General features: G+C 64.9%; 13 protein-coding genes. 10 read left to right on the top strand and 3 right to left on the bottom strand.

The window, feature by feature from the left end:
- Nucleotides 1-73: 73 nt before the first annotated feature.
- The 5 genes from ACVIW0_RS01875 (at nt 74) to ACVIW0_RS01855 (ending at nt 6472) form a co-directional block, all read left to right on the top strand.
- Nucleotides 74-1540 carry a L,D-transpeptidase family protein gene (locus tag ACVIW0_RS01875; RefSeq protein ID WP_461350776.1) on the top strand — a complete coding sequence of 489 codons (1467 nt, stop codon included), beginning with the start codon at nt 74-76 and terminating at the stop codon, nt 1538-1540.
- A gap of 406 nt (nt 1541-1946) precedes the next feature.
- Nucleotides 1947-3101, top strand: coding sequence for an iron-containing alcohol dehydrogenase (locus ACVIW0_RS01870; RefSeq protein ID WP_461350775.1), 1155 nt, complete (start codon nt 1947-1949; stop codon nt 3099-3101).
- 30 nt (nt 3102-3131) lie between these two features.
- The gene (locus ACVIW0_RS01865) at nt 3132-4682 is read left to right on the top strand and encodes an AMP-binding protein (RefSeq protein ID WP_461350774.1); all 1551 of its coding nucleotides are present in this window, start codon (nt 3132-3134) and stop codon (nt 4680-4682) included.
- Between the two features lie 124 nt (nt 4683-4806).
- Nucleotides 4807-5505, top strand: a complete 699-nt coding sequence (locus tag ACVIW0_RS01860) for a DUF2270 domain-containing protein (protein ID WP_461350773.1) — start codon at nt 4807-4809, stop codon at nt 5503-5505.
- 79 nt (nt 5506-5584) lie between these two features.
- Nucleotides 5585-6472, top strand: a complete 888-nt coding sequence (locus ACVIW0_RS01855) for a TauD/TfdA dioxygenase family protein (protein ID WP_461350772.1) — start codon at nt 5585-5587, stop codon at nt 6470-6472.
- Between the two features lie 224 nt (nt 6473-6696).
- Here ACVIW0_RS01855 and ACVIW0_RS01850 read toward each other — a convergent pair whose 3' ends face one another.
- On the bottom strand, nt 6697-7533 hold the full coding sequence (locus ACVIW0_RS01850) for an IS5 family transposase (protein WP_461350771.1): 837 nt from the start codon (nt 7531-7533) through the stop codon (nt 6697-6699).
- Between the two features lie 476 nt (nt 7534-8009).
- Here ACVIW0_RS01850 and ACVIW0_RS01845 point away from each other — a divergent pair, with 476 nt between their 5' ends.
- From ACVIW0_RS01845 to ACVIW0_RS01825, 5 genes are all read left to right on the top strand, one after another.
- On the top strand, nt 8010-9605 hold the full coding sequence (locus tag ACVIW0_RS01845; protein WP_461350770.1) for an ABC transporter substrate-binding protein: 1596 nt from the start codon (nt 8010-8012) through the stop codon (nt 9603-9605).
- A gap of 227 nt (nt 9606-9832) precedes the next feature.
- Nucleotides 9833-10780 carry an ABC transporter permease gene (locus tag ACVIW0_RS01840; protein WP_461350769.1) on the top strand — a complete coding sequence of 316 codons (948 nt, stop codon included), beginning with the start codon at nt 9833-9835 and terminating at the stop codon, nt 10778-10780.
- A gap of 61 nt (nt 10781-10841) precedes the next feature.
- On the top strand, nt 10842-11735 hold the full coding sequence (locus ACVIW0_RS01835; RefSeq protein WP_461350768.1) for an ABC transporter permease: 894 nt from the start codon (nt 10842-10844) through the stop codon (nt 11733-11735).
- A complete protein-coding gene (locus tag ACVIW0_RS01830; protein WP_461350767.1) occupies nt 11735-12748 on the top strand; it encodes an ABC transporter ATP-binding protein in 1014 nt (337 codons plus the stop codon). Before ACVIW0_RS01835 ends, ACVIW0_RS01830 begins: the two co-directional genes overlap by 1 nt.
- A complete protein-coding gene (locus ACVIW0_RS01825; protein WP_461350766.1) occupies nt 12745-13740 on the top strand; it encodes an ABC transporter ATP-binding protein in 996 nt (331 codons plus the stop codon). Before ACVIW0_RS01830 ends, ACVIW0_RS01825 begins: the two co-directional genes overlap by 4 nt.
- A gap of 133 nt (nt 13741-13873) precedes the next feature.
- Here ACVIW0_RS01825 and ACVIW0_RS01820 read toward each other — a convergent pair whose 3' ends face one another.
- Complete coding sequence (locus ACVIW0_RS01820; RefSeq protein WP_461350765.1) at nt 13874-15853, bottom strand: acetyl/propionyl/methylcrotonyl-CoA carboxylase subunit alpha; 1980 nt, start codon at nt 15851-15853, stop codon at nt 13874-13876.
- Nucleotides 15850-17490 (bottom strand): acyl-CoA carboxylase subunit beta, encoded by a 1641-nt coding sequence (locus ACVIW0_RS01815; protein ID WP_461350764.1) that lies wholly within the window; start codon nt 17488-17490, stop codon nt 15850-15852. Before ACVIW0_RS01815 ends, ACVIW0_RS01820 begins: the two co-directional genes overlap by 4 nt.
- Nucleotides 17491-17526 lie beyond the last annotated feature (36 nt).

Below are 17526 nucleotides of genomic sequence, written 5' to 3'. Positions count from 1 at the left end.
TTACACAATGGCTTCAGGGCATATTCGCCGTGTTGGGGTCGCGAAAATCGCCCGGTGGGTGTGGAGCTCGGACTTGACTCATCGCACGCTCGTACGCGCGCTTCTGACTTCGGCAGTTCTCGCCGCGGGCATCATGCTCGCCGGTTGTGACAGCGACCAGATTTCGCTCGCCCAGAACGCCAAGGCCAACCAGCCGGTTCCGCCAAAGCTCGTCGCTGCCATGGCCGAGAAGGACATGGATTTGCAGTCGCCGATCCTGATTCGCCTGTTCAAGCAGGAGGCCGAGCTCGAGGTCTGGAAGCAGACCCGCTCCGGCCAGTTCGCGCTGCTCAAGACCTATCCGATCTGCCGCTGGTCGGGCGATCTCGGCCCCAAGGTCCGCGAAGGCGACCGCCAGGCGCCCGAGGGATTCTATTCGATCAACCCGAGCCAGATGAATCCGCAGTCGGCCTATTACCTGTCGTTCAACACCGGATATCCCAACGCCTTCGACAAGGCGCTCGGCCGCACCGGCTCGGAGCTGATGGTGCATGGCGACTGCTCGTCGCGCGGCTGTTACGCGATGACCGACGAGCAGATTGCCGAGATCTATTCGCTGGGTCGCGAATCCTTCTTCGGCGGCCAGAAGGCGTTCCAGTTCCAGGCCTATCCATTCCGGATGACGCCGGTGAACATGGCCAAGCACCGCAACAATCCGAACATGCCTTTCTGGAAGATGATCAAGGAAGGCAATGATCATTTCGAGGTGACGAAGCAGGAGCCGAAAGTCGACTTCTGCGAGAAGAAATACGTCTTCGATGCGGTGAAGCCGCCGGATGCGACCCGCGATCCGGTGTTCAACGCGTCGGCGAAGTGCCCGGCCTATGTGATCCCCGAGGAGATCACGAGCGCGGTCCGCGAGAAGCAGCAGCGCGACGACGCCGAGATGGCCAAGCTGGTGTCCAAGGGCACGCCGGTGGCGCGCCTCAACACCGGCATCGACGGCGGCATGAACGCGATCTTCGCCTCCAAGATTCCGGAAGGAAACACCGGCCTGTCCGAAGGCGGTGACAGCCAGGCGCTGGCCTCGATGGCGCTGGCGCGCGCCCCCGGCACGATCCCCGGCACGGTCAATCCGCCGCGACCCAATCTCGCGGTCCAGCAGGAAGAGCCGGTGGTGGCGACGACCTCCTCGACCGCGCCTGCTGCCAACACCCGCGTCGCTTCGGCGAATGCGTCCGACAAGTCCGAAGGCTTCTTCTCGAGCTTTGCCCGCAAGGTCGGCATCGGCGGCGCCACCGCCGACGCCAGCAAGGCGACCGCGCCGGCGCCGGCCGCTGCCACACCCGCCAAGCCGAAGGTCGCCGAGGCCAAGCCGCAATCGGTGGTTCGCGTCGCCCCGAAGGCCGAGCCGAAGCAGGCCGCCAAGCCCGCGCCGAAGCCACAGGCGACCGACACCGCAGCCGCCGCACCGGCCGCGACCTCGTCGACCCAGCTCGCCGGCTCGGCGCCGGTCGTTCAGACCAACTCGTTCGACACCCGCTTCTCCGCGGTGAAGTAACGCGGCCCAGCTTCGGCGCGCTCTGTCTCGCGACATGATCTGTCCGAGCTTCCTTCTGCCCACTCCATGAAGACGGCGCAGGGCAACTAAACGCAAGACTCGGACGCAACGGGCCGCGAGATTGCGGATCTATGATCCACAAGGCGCGCCACACACACGGTGTCGTCCTGGCGAAAGCCAGGACCCATTACCCCAGATATCAATTGCTGCGCGACGCTACGGCCGCAGTCCCGTTCATCACCGCATGCGGTGGTTATGGGTCCTGGCTTTCGCCAGGACGACAGCAGTGGATGCGGCGCCGCCGATCGTGCAACCGAGGAGCCCTGATGACGACCTCGATTTCCTCCGCTAACCTCCCCGCACAGAACCGCCAGCAAGGCGGACCGGATTGAGGGAGGAGAGCGGCGTGCACCGAGGCCGTGTCGTATTCGGCGCCATGGACGAGGTCGTGTTCGGGCGGCCCGCTCGTGAAGCCATCGTCGAGCAACTGGACCGGCTCGGCGCCGAGCGCGCCTTCCTGATGGTGTCGGGCACGCTGAACCGCGACACCGACGAGATCGAGAAGATCCGCCGCGCGCTCGGCCCGCGTTGCGTCGGCACCTTCGACAGGATGCCGGCACATACGCCGCGCGCCGCGGTCATCGCGGCCACGGAACAGGCCCGCAATGTGAAGGCCGATCTGATCGTCACCATCGGCGGCGGCTCGATCACCGACGGTGCCAAGGCGGTGCAGCTCTGCCTCGCCAACGACGTCACCACATCCGACGGCATCGACACCATCCGCACCCGCGGCGGCGTCTCGCCCGAGATGAAGCCGCCCGTCGTGCGCCAGATCAGCGTGCCGACCACGATCGCCGGCGGCGAGTTCTCCTCGATCGCAGGCGTCACCAACGAGGCCAAGCGGCAGAAGGAGATGCTGCGCCATCCGCTGGTGATGCCGCGCGCCACCATTCTCGATCCGGAATTGTCGGTGCACACGCCGGAATGGTTGTTCCTGTCGACCGGTATCCGCGCCGTCGATCATTGCGTCGAGGGCATTTGCTCGCGCGAGGCGCATCCCTATGGCGACGCACAGGCGCTGAAAGGGCTGGAGATGCTGGCGACCGGCCTGCCGCGCGTAAAGGCCAATCCGAAGGACATATCGGCGCGGATGGATTGCCAGATCGGCACCTGGCTCTCGACCGGCCCGCTTGCCTCGGGCGTGCCTATGGGGGCAAGCCACGGCATCGGCTACGTGCTCGGCGCCGAGTTCGACGTGCCGCACGGCTATACCTCCTGCGTGATGCTCCCGGCGGTGATGCGCTGGAACAAGCGCGACAATGCCGATCGTCAGGCGCTGGTTGCCGCCGCGATGGGGCATCCGGGGAAGGACGCCGGCGACGTGCTCGACCGCTTCATCCGCGACCTCGGCATGCCGCGCAGCCTGCGCGAGGTGCACGTCGGGCCCGAGCATTTCGACCGCATCGCGGCGGGTGCGATGCGAACGCCATGGGTGCCGCGCAATCCGCGCAAGATCGACGATCCGTCAGAGGTTCGCGAGATTCTGGAGATGGCGGCTTAAAGCAGAGACTGAAGGGGAATCTGGAGTTCGATGTATACCGGCAAGCACGCTTACCTGCGCCCGTTGCAGCCCGCCTTCATCATGGCCGGCACCGGCGAGATCGTCACTTATCGCGAGCTCGAGGCGCGCAGCAACCGCCTCACGCATCTGTTCCGCAACCGCGGCATGAAGCGGCTCGATCATTATTCGATTTTCATGGAGAACAACAACCGCTATCTCGAGGCCTGTGGTGCCGGTGAGCGGTCGGGCCTCTATTTCACCTGCGTCAATTCCTTCCTCACGCCGGGCGAGCTCGCCTACATCCTGACCAACAGCCAGTCGCGGATCCTGATCACCTCGAAGCTGAAGCTCGACATTGCGCGCGAGACGCTGAAGGAGTGCCCGCAGGTCGAGCTCTGCATCGTGGTCGACGGCGAAAGCGAGAGCGAGCGCATCGTCGGACTGCGAGAGGCGACTGCCGGGCTGCCGGCAACGCCGATCGCGGACGAATATGCCGGCACAGCGATGCTCTATTCATCCGGCACCACCGGCCGGCCCAAGGGCATCTTGCGGCCGCTGCCCGAGCAGCCGCCGTCGCAAAACCTGCCGCTGTTCGATTTTCTGACAAAGCTCTGGCACTACCGCGAGGGCATGGTCTATCTGTCGCCGGCGCCGCTCTATCACTCAGCACCACAGGCTGCGGTCAATCTGACGATCCGAATGGGCGGCACCGTCGTCATCATGGAGAGCTTCGATCCCGAACGGTATCTCCAGCTGGTCGAGCAATGGGGTATCACCCACAGCCAGCTGGTGCCGACCATGTTCTCGCGCATGCTGAAGCTGCCCGAGGAGGTCCGTAGCCGCTACGATCTCTCGACGCTCGAGATCGCGATCCATGCCGCCGCGCCCTGCCCGGCGCTGGTCAAGGACGACATGATCAGATGGTGGGGGCCGATCATCCACGAATATTACGGCGCGACCGAGGGCCTCGGCTTCACCGCCTGCAACAGCGAGGAATGGCTCGCGCATCGCGGCACCGTCGGCAAGGTGCTGCTCGGCGACCTGCATATCCTCGACGAGAACATGAAGCCGTGTCCGAAGGGCACGCCGGGCACCGTTTGGTTCAAGACCGCCACGCCGTTCGAGTATTTCAACGACCCGGCCAAGACCAGCGAGGCGCGCTCTGCCGATGGCAGCATGAGCACGGTGGGCGACGTCGGCTATGTCGACGACGACAACTTCCTCTATCTGACCGATCGCGCCACCTTCATGATCATCTCCGGCGGCGTGAACATCTATCCGCAGGAATGCGAGAACCTCCTGATCACCCATCCCAAGGTCGCCGACGCCGCGGTGTTCGGCGTGCCCAATGTCGATCTCGGCGAGGAGGTGAAGGCGGTGGTGCAGCCGGCCGAGGGCATCGCGCCCGGGCCAGAGCTCGCCGAGGAGCTGATCGCGTTCTGCGCCAGCTCACTGTCGCGCCAGAAGGTGCCGCGCTCGGTGGATTTCGAGGCCGAGCTGCCGCGGCTGCCGACCGGGAAACTCTACAAGCGCCTGCTGCGCGATCGCTACTGGGGCAACAAGACCTCGCGAATCGTCTGAGTCCGGCGGTGCGGCGAGCCGGGGCGCGTGCAGCCGGGAATGGTGGGCGGCGCAACGGACTCGCCCGCCGCGCGGATTTCGCGTTATGCTCCGGGATTGCAAGCCAGCTTCGCCGGAGGCCGCCATGCCGTCGCCCCAGCCGCGCGAGCCGCAGCCGGTGCAGGCCGGAAGGCTCGAATTCACTGCCGCAGAGATCGGCGCGCTCGCCCACCTCTATCGCGGCGAAGTCTATCGCAGCACGGTCTGGCGCACCCGCCTCGACAGTTCGACCAATTGGGCGGTGGTTACGACCGGGATCGCGCTGTCGGCGACCTACAGCAACGCGGACGCCTCGCCCTTGCCGATGGTGCTGGTCGGCCTGCTGGTCACCGTCTTCCTGCTGTTCGAAGCAAGGCGCTATCGCTACTTCAACGTATGGCGTGCCCGGGCGCGGCTGCTCGAAACTGATTTCTACGCGCCAATGATCCGCGGCGAAGGCCCGTCGCCAAACGCGGCCTGGACCGAGCTGCTCGCCAACGACTACCGCAAACCGAGCTATCACATCAGCTTTGCGCGTGCGGTCGGCCGGCGTCTGCGCCGGACCTATGGCTGGATCTTCGCGATTCAGGCCATTGCCTATTACGGCAAGCTCGCGATCCATCCGCTACCACTGATCACGATGAGCGAGATCGCGGACCGCGCTTCGATCGGCCCGATACCCGGAGAGATCGTCATCCTGGCTGGCGTTGCGTTCCACGCCAGCTGGGCGCTGTTCGCCTTCGTCACGCAACGCATCGAGGTCGCCGACCGGCGCGCACGGCACAATCTGATCGCGATGGGGTGAGGCGGCGTGGGCCGCGTTGCCGCCGGCGAGCTTTTCCCCTAACCTCAGCCTAACAAGAAAAGTCAGGGAGAATCTGCCGATGGAAGTGATTCCACTCAAGCCGGGCTTCGGCGCCGAACTGCGCGGCGTGACGCTGTCGGATGTTGCGGCCAGCGATGCGGCCTATGCGGCGGTGCGCGCGGCGTTCGAGGAACATTCGGTGCTGGTGTTCCGCGGCCAGGAGGTCAGCGACGACATTCAGCTCGCCTTCTCGCGCCGCTTCGGTCCGCCCGAGACGACCAAGGTCGGCTCGATGGGCACCGGCTCGCATTTCGTGATCCTCTCGACCTTCGGGCCTGACGGCAAGGTGGTGCCATCCGACCACCGGCAACAGCTGCGCGCCCGGGCCAACCAGCTCTGGCACACGGACTCCTCCTTCAAGCGCGTACCGGCGCTGACCTCGATCCTGTCGGCGCGCATCATCCCCGAACATGGCGGCGAGACCGAGTTCGTCTCGACGCGGCTGCCCTTCGAGCGGCTCGACAAGGATGTAGCGAAGCGGCTGGAGAATTCGTTCGCCTGGCACTCCTACGCGCATTCGCGCAGCAAGGTCGCAGCCGGTCTCGCGACATCAGAGGAAGTCGACGCATTGCCGCCGGTGTGCTGGCGCATGGTGTGGCGCAATCCGGTCAACGGCCGCGGCGCGCTGTATCTCGCCTCCCACGCCTATGGCGTCGAAGGCATGGAGGCCGCGGCCGGCAAGGCGCTGATCGAGCAATTGACCGAAGCAGCGACCGCGCCCGGCGTCAGCTATCTGCATCAATGGAAGCAGGGCGATGTCGTGATGTGGGACAACCGCGCCACCATGCATCGCGGCCGCCCCTGGCCGGCGCATGAAGGCCGCCTGATGATACGCACCACGATCTCGGCGACCGAGGCGGATGGCGTCGCCAACATGCACCTGCCCGCACCGCAGGCCGCGGAGTGAGATGAGTGATGATGCTGCCTCACCGTCATCCCGAGAGGATGTGAGGCTTTGTCCTCATCCACTGTTGTCGTCGCCGGGCTCGACCGGGCGACCCAGTACGCCGCGGCCTATCGGCTCAAGCACGGCCGTCTCTGGAATACTGGATCACCCGCACGCGCGGGTGATGACACCGAGCAAGCTGAGTAAACCAATTTTTCCGTCATCCTGAGAGTCTGACTCATAAATCACCCAACCTTAGCTGCAGCCGCGATTCTGCGGGTCAGGAGCCTGATGTGTGCAATCAGCAGCCAGGCAGCTTCGGTTGCCACCGTCGCCTCGAAGTCCTTGGCGAGACGGCGGCATCTGCCGAACCAAGCGAATGTGCGTTCAACCACCCACCGCCTCGGCAGAAGCTGGAAGCCTTTGACGCCGTGAGGCCGCTCGACGATCTCGATAGTCCATGGACCGCAGTCTGAGAGCGCGTCGAGGAGTTGATTTCCGCGGTAGATCCGGTCGGCAAAGACGTGGCGCAGCCGGGGGAAGTTCATCCGCACGTTCTTCAGCAGCGGTACGGCGCCATGGCAGTCCTGAACGTTGGCCGGATGAACATGAACCCCAAGGAGGAGGCCATTGGTATCCGTCACGATATGCCGCTTGCGGCCGTAGATGCGCTTGCCTGCATCGTAGCCGCGCGGTCCGCCAGCTTGCGTGGTTGGCGCACTTTGACTGTCGATCACGGCTGCCGTCGGCTTCGGTGTCCGTCCAAGCTTTTTTCGCGCCCGTCGGACAAGCACGCTGACAATCCTCTGCCACCGGCCTGTATCCCGCCATCTATAAAAATAGCCCTGCACCGTCGAATAGGGCGGGAACTCCTGCGGCAACGCCCGCCACTGGCAGCCGGTCGAAACGATATAGAGGATCGCTTCGATCACACGACGCAGCTCCGTCTTACGCGGCCGGCCGCGCCGGTTCGCTCGCGGCAACAGGCGTCTGATCACCGCCCACTCCGCATCGGTCATATCGCTTGCATAACGCAGATCGTCCCGCCGATATTGCTCCCGAGTGATCTTGGTCCAGGGCATCGTGCTCTCCCTCGAATCTTTGCAAATCCGATGGAATCACACCCACTGAGATCACTCACCCATTTTTCAGTCAGGCTCTGAGGAGCGCGTAGCGCGTCTCGAAGGATCGACGGGGCCGTTCATCCTTCGAGACGCGCGAAGCCTGCCATCGGGCCGCGCTTCGCGCGGCCCGATGGCGCTCCTCAGGATGACGGAGAACGAATCGGCAGCCACACCGCAATCGGCGACAAACTGTCGCTGATCGCGGAGTGCTTCGCACCGTTCGCAACCGAATTCGAACGGAGACTCACCGCCGCATAGCAAAACAACCCGAGTTCCCCGCCATCACAGCCATTATTCCCGATCCGCGGCAATTCTAATGCACTCGCGTCATCCGAATTGCCAATCCCTTCGCAGCCCTCGCCGGTTGCCCGACAGGCTCACCGTGGTATCGTCGATGCCAATCGGCCGTTGAGACCGACATGCGGGAGGGGACCATGCGGAGCGTGCAAGCGCTGGCCGTCGCGGTGTTGTCTGTGTTGACCGTCAGTGATGCATCACGCGCAGCCGAGCCGAAATCCGGCGGCATCTTCAGGATCTATCACCGCGACAGTCCCGGCAGCGCCTCGATCCACGAGGGCGCGACCTATTCGCTGAACGTGCCGTTCATGCCGATCTTCAACAATCTCGTCATCTTCGACCAGCACATCGCCCAGAACAGCACCAGCACGATCCGGCCCGAGCTTGCCGAAAGCTGGGCCTGGAGCGGCGACAACAAGACGCTGACCTTCAAGCTGCGCAAGGACGTAAAGTGGCATGACGGCAAGCCCTTCACCGCGGCCGACGTCAAATGCACCTTCGACATGCTGATGGGCAAATCGCAGCAGAAGTTCCGGCAGAACCCGCGCAAGTCCTGGTACGACCAGGTCGACGAGGTCACCACCAATGGCGACGATGAGGCGTCGTTCAAGCTGAAGCGGCCGCAGCCGGCGCTGTTGTCGCTGCTCGCCTCGGGCTATTCGCCGGTCTATCCCTGCCATGTGTCGCCGGCTGAGATGCGCACCAAGCCAGTCGGCACCGGCCCGTTCAAGTTCGTCGAGTTCAAGGCCAACGAATCGATCAAGCTCACCAAGAACACCGACTACTTCAAGAAGGGCCTGCCCTATCTCGACGGTATCGAGTTCACCATCATCCCGAACCGCTCGACGGCGATCCTCGGCTTCGTCTCGGGCAAGTTCGACATGACGTTTCCGACCGAGGTCTCGATCCCGCTGCTCAAGGACGTCAAGTCGCAGGACGCCACGGCGGTCTGCGTGGTGGAGCCGAACAACGTCTCCACCAACATCATCATCAACTCGACCGCACCGCCGTTCGACAATCTCGACGTCCGCCGCGCGCTGGCGTTGGCGCTCGACCGCAAGGCGTTCATCCAGATCATGTTCGAAGGCCAGGGCGACATCGGCGGCACCATGGAGCCTGCGCCGGACGGGCTGTGGGCGATGCCGAACGATATGCTGGAGCAGATCCCCGGCTACGGTCCCGACGTCGAGAAGAACCGCGAGCAAGCCCGCAAGCTGATGCAGAAGGCAGGCTATGGCCCCGACAAGCACCTGCAGATCAAGGTGTCGACCCGCAACATCGCGGTCTACCGCGATCCCGCGATCATCTTGATCGACCAGATCAAGAGCATCTATATCGACGCCGAGCTCGACGTCGTCGACACCGCGCAATGGTTCCCGAAGATCGCCCGCAAGGACTATTCGCTCGGCCTCAACCTCACCGGCAACGCCGTCGACGAACCCGACCAGTCGTTCTACGAGAACTATGCCTGCGGCTCGGAGCGGAACTACACCAACTATTGCAACAAGGACATCGAGAAACTGTTTGACCAGCAGTCCGAGGAAACCAACCTCGACAAGCGCAAGAAGCTGGTCTGGGAGATCGACAAGAAGCTGCAGGAAGACGTCGCGCGGCCGATCATCTTCCATGCCCGGACCGGCACCTGCTGGAAGCCTTACGTGAAGAATGTCACGATCATGTCCAACAGCTCGTATAACGGCTATCGTTACGAAGACGTCTGGCTGGACAAATAAGAAGATGCAAATCAGATGAGAGCTGGCACGCCCTGGACTTCACCTCTCCCATCGGGAGAGGTCGCGCCAAAGGCGCGGGTGAGGGGCCGCGCCCTATCGTGGGACCTGCGCCCCCTCACCCGGCGCTTCGCGCCGACCTCTCCCCGCTGGGGAGAGGTAAACACCTCGGCTATGCAAATTCTCGCAAGCATCGTTCCGTAGCACGTCGCCAAAGGGAGAGAGCCAGGGTGTTTGCCTATATCGTGCGGCGGCTGTTCCTGATGCTCGTGACCCTGTTCGGGATCTCGGTCATCATCTTCGTGCTGCTGCGCGTCGTTCCTGGCAACATCGTCGACATCCTGTTCGATGCCGCGGGCTTCGTCGATCCCGCCGACAAGGCCAATCTCGAGCGCGAGCTTGGCCTGAGCCAGCCGATCGTGATCCAGTATCTGCACTGGATCGGCGGCCTCTTGCACGGCGACCTCGGCTATTCCTACGTCTCGGAGAAGCCGGCACTGGAGGAAATCCTGCCGCGGATTCCGATCACCGCGCGGCTGGCGGGACTTGCGCTGCTGTTCTCCGCCTCGATCGGCATTCCGCTCGGCGTGATCAGCGCCGTGCATCAGGGCTCCAAGCTCGACTACGCGCTGCGCGTCGTCAGCCTCAGCGGCCTGTCGCTGCCGTCGTTCTGGCTCGGGCTGTTGATCCTGATGGCCTCGGTCTCGCTGTTTAGCACCATGCCGATCTTCAATCCGAACCCGAAGACCTGGCTCGAGGCGTGGACCATCTATGCGGTGCCGGCGATGGCGGTCGGCTTCCGCAGCGCCGCGCTGACCATGCGCATCACCCGCTCCTCGATGCTGGAGATCCTGCGCCAGGACTATATCCGCACCGCGCGCGCTAAGGGCGCTTCGGAGACCTCCGTGAACTATCATCACGCGCTGAAGAACGCGGTGCTGCCGGTCATCACCGTGATCGGCATCGAGGCCGCGTTCCTGATCGGCGGGCTTATCGTGACCGAGACCGTATTCAACATCCCCGGCATCGCCCGCTTCCTGGTCGAGGCGCTGCGCTGGCGCGACTACCCGATCGTGCAGAACCTCGTGATGTTTATCGCGGTCGTCGTGGTGGTGGTGAATTTCATCGTCGACATGCTTTATGCGGCGATCGATCCACGCATCCGGTTCGGAGACTAGCATGATCCGGAAAAGTGGGAACCTGTCTTGCGATAAGATCATGCTCAACTAAAGAGGCCGCGTGGCAACGATCAACTTCGAAAGTGAATTGCGACGCGCCGGGGCCAACGCCACCGACGGCTGGGGACGGCTCGTCTTCCTGGCGCAACGTCATGTGCTCGGCACGATCGGCCTCGTCATCATGCTGCTGTTCGTGTTGACCGCGCTCTTCGCCGACGTCATCAGCCGATACGATCCGCTCACCGTCGATTCCGCGCACCGCCTGGCCGCCCCATCCGCGCTGCACTGGTTCGGCACCGACTCCTTCGGCCGCGACGTCTGGAGCCGCATCATCCACGGCGCGCGGATCTCGCTTGCGGTCGGCATCGGCTCCACGACGCTTGGCGCCACGCTCGGCGTGATCGTCGGTCTCGCCTCCGGCTATCTCTCCGGCTGGGTCGATCTCGTGTTCCAGCGGGTCACCGACATCCTGCAATCGCTGCCGCTGCTGGTACTCGCGCTCGTGATGACCGCAGCGCTCGGCCCGTCGCTGCCGAACGTGATCCTCGCGATCGCCATTCCCCTGATCCCGACGGTTGCCCGTGTGATCCGCGCCAACACATTGGCGCTGCGCGAGCAGCCATTCGTCGAAGCCGCCAAGTCGATCGGTATGAGCGAGATGCGGATAGCGCTGCGCCACGTGCTGCCGAACACCATCGCGCCGCTGATCGTGCTGGCGACCGCGCAGCTCGGCTCGACCATCCTGACCGAGGCGTCGCTGTCGTTCCTCGGCCTCGGTATCCCCGAACCCTATCCGTCATGGGGCCGCATGCTGTCGGAATCCGCCGCCGAATATGTCCGCACCGCGCCATGGCTGGTGATCTTCCCCGGCATCGCGATCAGCCTCGCGGTGTTCGGCACCAACCTGTTCGGTGACGCGCTGCGCGATATCCTCGATCCAAGGCAGCGCGGCTGATGAGCGAGGCTCTTCCGGCAGAGACGGTTCTCGAGGTGAAGAACCTGCAAACGGTGTTCTTCACCAACTCCGGCCTGTTCCGCGCGGTCGATGACGTCTCGTTCTCGGTCCGCCGCGGCGAGACGTTGGCGATCGTCGGCGAGTCCGGCTGCGGCAAGAGCGTCAGCGCGCTCTCGATCATGCGCCTGGTGCCCGATCCGCCCGGCCGCATCGTCGGCGGTTCGGTGACACTCGAAGGCACCGACCTGTTGAAGCTCGACGATGCGGCGATGCGCGACATCAGGGGCAACCGCATCTCGATGATCTTCCAGGAGCCGATGACCTCGCTCAACCCGGTGATGCGGATCGGCGACCAGATTATCGAGGCGGTGCGGCTACATCAGAAGGTAAGCAGCAAGGAGGCCTGGAAACAGGCCGTCGACATGTTGCGGCTGGTGCGCATTCCGGAGCCGGAACGCCGCGCACAGGAATATCCGCATCAGCTCTCCGGCGGCATGCGCCAGCGCGCGATGATCGCGATGGCGCTGGCGTGCCGGCCGGCGCTGTTGATCGCGGACGAACCGACCACCGCGCTCGACGTCACCATCCAGGCGCAGATCCTGGCGCTGATCGTCGATCTGCAGAAGCGACTCGGCACCGGGCTGATCCTGATTACCCACGACCTCGGCGTCGTCGCCCAGACCGCGCAGCGCGTGATCGTGATGTATGCCGGCAAGAAGGTCGAGGAGGCGACGGTTGAAGCGCTGTTCGAGACGCCGCTGCATCCTTACACACGCGGGCTGATGGCCTCGATGCCGGCCGTGATCGCACTCGGCGCCGAGAGCGACGCGCGGCTGAACGAAATCCCCGGCATGGTGCCGTCGCTGACCAACCTGCCGCCCGGCTGCGCCTTCGCGCCGCGCTGCAAGTTCGCGATCGACCGTTGCCGCCAGGAATGCCCGCCGCTCGACGAGGTCAAAAGCGATCACTGGGCGGCGTGCTGGCGCGCCGGCGAGTTGGCGGAGGCGTCATGACCGAACAGCGCCCGCTCCTCGAGGTCACCGATCTCGTCAAGCACTATGCGGTGCGAGGCGGCGTGCTGCGCCGGCAGGTCGGCACCGTACATGCGGTCGATGGCGTTAGCTTTGCGCTCGGCGCCGGCGAGACGCTCGGCCTGGTCGGCGAATCCGGCTGCGGCAAATCGACCGTGGCGCGCACCGTGCTGCGGCTGGTCGAGCCGACCAGCGGCGCCATCAAACTCGACGGCGAGGACATCGCGCCGCTGAGCAAGACCGCGCTGCGGCCTTATCGCCGCTCGATGCAGATCGTATTCCAGGACCCGTTCGCCTCGCTCAACCCGCGCATGACGGCGGGCGACATCGTCGGCGAGCCGCTGACCGTGCACAGCATTGCAGCCGGCGCGAAGAAGCAGGAGCGCGTCGCGGAGCTGTTCCAGCAGGTCGGCCTCCGGCCCGACCAAATGAAGAACTTTCCGCACCAATTCTCCGGCGGCCAGCGCCAGCGCATCTGCATCGCGCGCGCGCTGTCGCTCGGGCCACGGCTGATCGTCTGCGACGAGCCGGTCTCCGCGCTCGACGTCTCGATCCAGGCGCAGGTGATCAATCTGTTGATCGACCTGCAGCGCAAGCAGAACTTCTCCTATTTGTTCATCGCGCACGACCTCGCGGTCGTCGCCCATATCAGTCACCGCGTCGCGGTGATGTATCTCGGCCGCATTGTCGAGATCGCCGACAAGCATGAGCTGTTCGCCAATCCGCGGCATCCCTACACCCAGGCATTGCTCGCCTCGGTGCCGATCGCCGACCCGAAGGCCAGGCGCACCGCGCCCTTGATCGACGGCGACGTGCCGAGCCCGATCAACCCGCCGTCAGGCTGCGCCTTCCACACCCGCTGCCGCTACGCGATCGATCACTGCAAGATGGAACGCCCGACGCTGCAGGCGGCCGGCCCCGCGCATCAGGTGGCGTGCTGGCTCAATGACGGGACGGGGCAAGCGGCAACATAATCGACTGTCGTCCCGGCGAAGGCCGGGACCCACTACCCCGAATGCCCGTTGATTTGCTGAGTTGGGGCCACAGCTCGTTCCAACAGCATGCAGTGGTGGTTATGGGTCCCGGTCTTCGCCGGGACGACGGCGGTTATGCCGCCGCCTCGATCTCCACGACGATCTTTCCCGTCGTCACCTGCTCGCCCTCCGCAACATCGATCGACGAAACGGTGCCGGCAACGCCCGCCGTGTGAACGTGCTCCATCTTCATCGCCTCCAGCGTCATCACCGGTTGGCCGGCCGCGACCTTGTCGCCGGCCTTCACCAGCACCGCGACGACCCGGCCGTTCATGGCGGCACGGACCTTGCCGTCGCCGCCGGCGGTTGACGCGCTCTCGGGCGGCGCGAGCGTCAGATCGCGCACCGCCAGCGTGACGCCGCGATGCAGGACATAGAGCCGGTCGCCGTCGCGCAGGAATTTGGCCTGCTCCATCACGCCATCATGGTGGAAGCGGATGCTATCCTGATCGAGTTCGTCGATCACGAAGCGGAAGCGATCGCCGTTGCGGGCAGCCAGATAACTGCCGTCGCGCTCGCGGACGAGCTCGATCTCCTGCACGCCATGGCCGAGATCGATCCGCAGGCCGAGCGGGAATGTCGCGGCCAGCGACCGGCCACGCTGCCACCTCGGCGCATGCGGATGGGTGACGTAGAGCAGCAGCGCCGCCAGCGCGAGGTCGCTGCCGCGATCCGGCCGCGGCGCCAGCAGCACGTCGCGGTTATTGCCGATGAAGGCGGTGGTTGCCTCGCCTCTGGCGAACACCGGATGACGCAGGCAATCGATCAGAAAACCCTGGTTGGTGGTGACGCCGAAGGCGGTGACCTGCTCCAGGGCACAGATCAGCTTGCCGCGCGCCTCGTCGCGGGTGGCGCCATGGCTAATGACCTTGGCGATCATCGAATCATAGAACGGCGGAATCTCCGAGCCAGACTGCAGCGCGTGCTCGGCGCGGATGCCATCGGGCATCTGCCACCGCGCCATCGTGCCGGATTGCGGCATGAAGTCGTGCCCGGCATCCTCCGAGCACAGCCGGACCTCGATGGCATGGCCGGAAAAGGTGACGTCCTCCTGCTTCACACCGAGCGGCTCGCCTCTCGCGACACGCAACTGCAATTCCACGAGGTCGAGCCCGGTGATCGCCTCGGTGACGGGATGCTCGACCTGAAGCCGCGTGTTCATCTCCATGAAATAGAAATTGCCGCTGCGATCGAGCAGGAATTCCAGCGTGCCGGCACCCTCATAGCCGATCGCTTTCACCGCCTGGACGGCAACCGCGCCCATCCGCGCGCGCAGCTCCGGCGTCACCGCGGGTGACGGCGCCTCCTCGATCAGCTTCTGGTGCCGCCGCTGCACCGAGCAATCGCGCTCGCCGAGGTGGATGGCGTTGCCATGGCGGTCGCCGAACACCTGGATCTCGATATGGCGGGGATCGACGAGGGCGCGCTCCAAAATCACCGTGGGGTCGCCGAACGCGCCCTGCGCCTCCGACCGCGCGCTGCGCAGCGCATCCGGAAACGTGGCGGCATCCGCGACCAGCCGCATGCCGCGGCCGCCGCCGCCGGCGACCGCCTTGATCATGACAGGAAAACCAATTGTCTTCGCTTCCGCCAGCATCACGGCATCACTTTGGTCGGCCCCCTGATAGCCGGGCACGCAGGGCACACCGGCCTTTTGCATGATGTCCTTGGCGCCGGCCTTGTTGCCCATCGCACGGATCGCTTCCGGCGACGGACCGATGAACACCAGCCCGGCATCGCGGCAGGCCAGCGCGAAGTCCTCGTTCTCGGCGAGGAAGCCATAGCCGGGATGCACCGCGCCGGCCCCACTCGCCTTGGCGGCCGCGATGATCGCGTCGATCTTCAGGTAGGATTGCGCCGGCAGCGCCTCGCCGATCCGCACCGCCTGATCGGCTTCGCGCACATGCAATGCGTCGCGGTCCGCATCGGAATAGACCGCGACCACGCCATAGCCGAGCCGCCGGGCCGAGCGCATGATACGCAGCGCGATCTCGCCGCGGTTGGCGATCAGGATCTTGAAGAACGGTGTCCGCTTCACGATGGCTCCGCTCATGGCCGCGCCACTGAGAACTGCATGCGCTGCGGATTGCGTGCCTCGGCCTCGCGGCAGATGGCGAGCACTTCGGCAAGGACTGTCCGCGTATCGCGCGGATCGATCACGCCGTCGTCGAGCACCCGGGCGCTGGTCGAGAACACGTCCATCTGGCCGTCGAACACGCCTGATATCTGCGCCTTCATCGCCTCCAGCTTCTCCTTCTCGATCGGCTTGCCGCGCCGCGCGGCCGCCGCTTCAGTTACGATCGCCATTGTTTCAGCGGCCTGCTCGCCGCCCATCACGGCGGTCTTGGCGTTCGGCCAGGAGAAGCAGAAGCGCGGATGGAAGCCGCGGCCGCACATGCCGTAATTGCCGGCGCCGAACGAGGCGCCGCAATACAGCGTGATCTGCGGCACCGTCGCCGACGTCACCGCCTGAATCATCTTCGAGCCGTGCTTGATCATGCCGGCCTCTTCATAGGTCTTGCCGACCATGTAGCCGGTCGTATTGTTCATGTAGAGGATCGGCGTGCGCGACTGGCAGCAGGCCTGGATGAAATGCGTCGCCTTGTTGGCGCCGGGCACATCGAGCGGACCGTTGTTGGTGATGATGCCGATCGCCTGGCCTTCGATGCGGGCATGGCCGCAGACCGTCGCCGGTCCGTAATTGGCGCCGAACTCGGTGAAGTCGGAATCATCGATGAAGCGCGCGATCGCCTGACGCATGTCGACGGGACGCTTGTGGTCCATCGGCATGATGCCGAGGAGGTCTTCGGCGTCGTAACGCGGCGGCTTGAATGCGGCTGGCGTCGGCGCCGGCCGGTCGCTAGGACGATCCCAAGGACGATCCCATGGCAGCTTGGCCATGATCTCGCGCGCGATGCGCAGCGCATCGCGGTCATCCTCGGCGAGATAGTCGCCAAGGCCCGAGATTTGGGTGTGCATCTCGGCGCCGCCGAGCTCCTCCTCGCTCGCGATCTCGCCGGTGGCGGCCTTGAGTAGAGGCGGCCCGGCGAGGAAGGCTCGGGTGCGCCCGCGCACCATCACGATATAGTCGGACAGGCCGGTCTGGTAGGCGCCGCCCGCGGTCGACGAACCGTGCGTCACGGTGACGACAGGCAGCCCCGCCGCCGACAGCCGCGCCAGATTGCGAAAGATGTTGCCGCCGCGAACGAAATCCTCGACGCGGTAGCGCAGCAGATTGGCGCCGGCGCTCTCGACCAGCTGCACATAGGGCAGCTTGTTCTCCAGCGCGAGTTCCTGCACCCGCAGCGTCTTGTCGAGGCCGTAGGGCTGCAACGCACCGGCGTCGATGCTGGCATCATTGGCGCTGACCATGCAGCGGATGCCGGAGACGAAGCCGATGCCCGCGACCAGCCCGCCGCCGGGAACGCTCCTGTCCGCATCCGGCACGTCGAACATGTAGCCGGCGAGCGTCGACAGTTCGAGAAACGGCGAACCGGGATCGAGCACCAGCGCGACGCGCTCGCGCGGCAACAGCTGGCCGCGCTTGTGGAAGCGCTCCTTGGCCGCGGCGGAGGCCGCGCGCGTCCGCTCCTCCAACTCCCGCATCCGGGCGATCAGCGCCAGCATCCCGTCGCGATTGCCCTGGAACGCGACGCTGCCGGTTGCGATAGTGTTCTCGATGATGGCCATCAACCTTGCTCCTCACTCGCTGTCAATCCGGGGCAG

The sequence above is a fragment of the Bradyrhizobium sp. USDA 4454 genome (assembly GCF_054822705.1).
The sequence above is the reverse complement of the archived record's forward strand: the minus strand, read 5'-3'. Positions and strand labels throughout refer to the sequence as shown.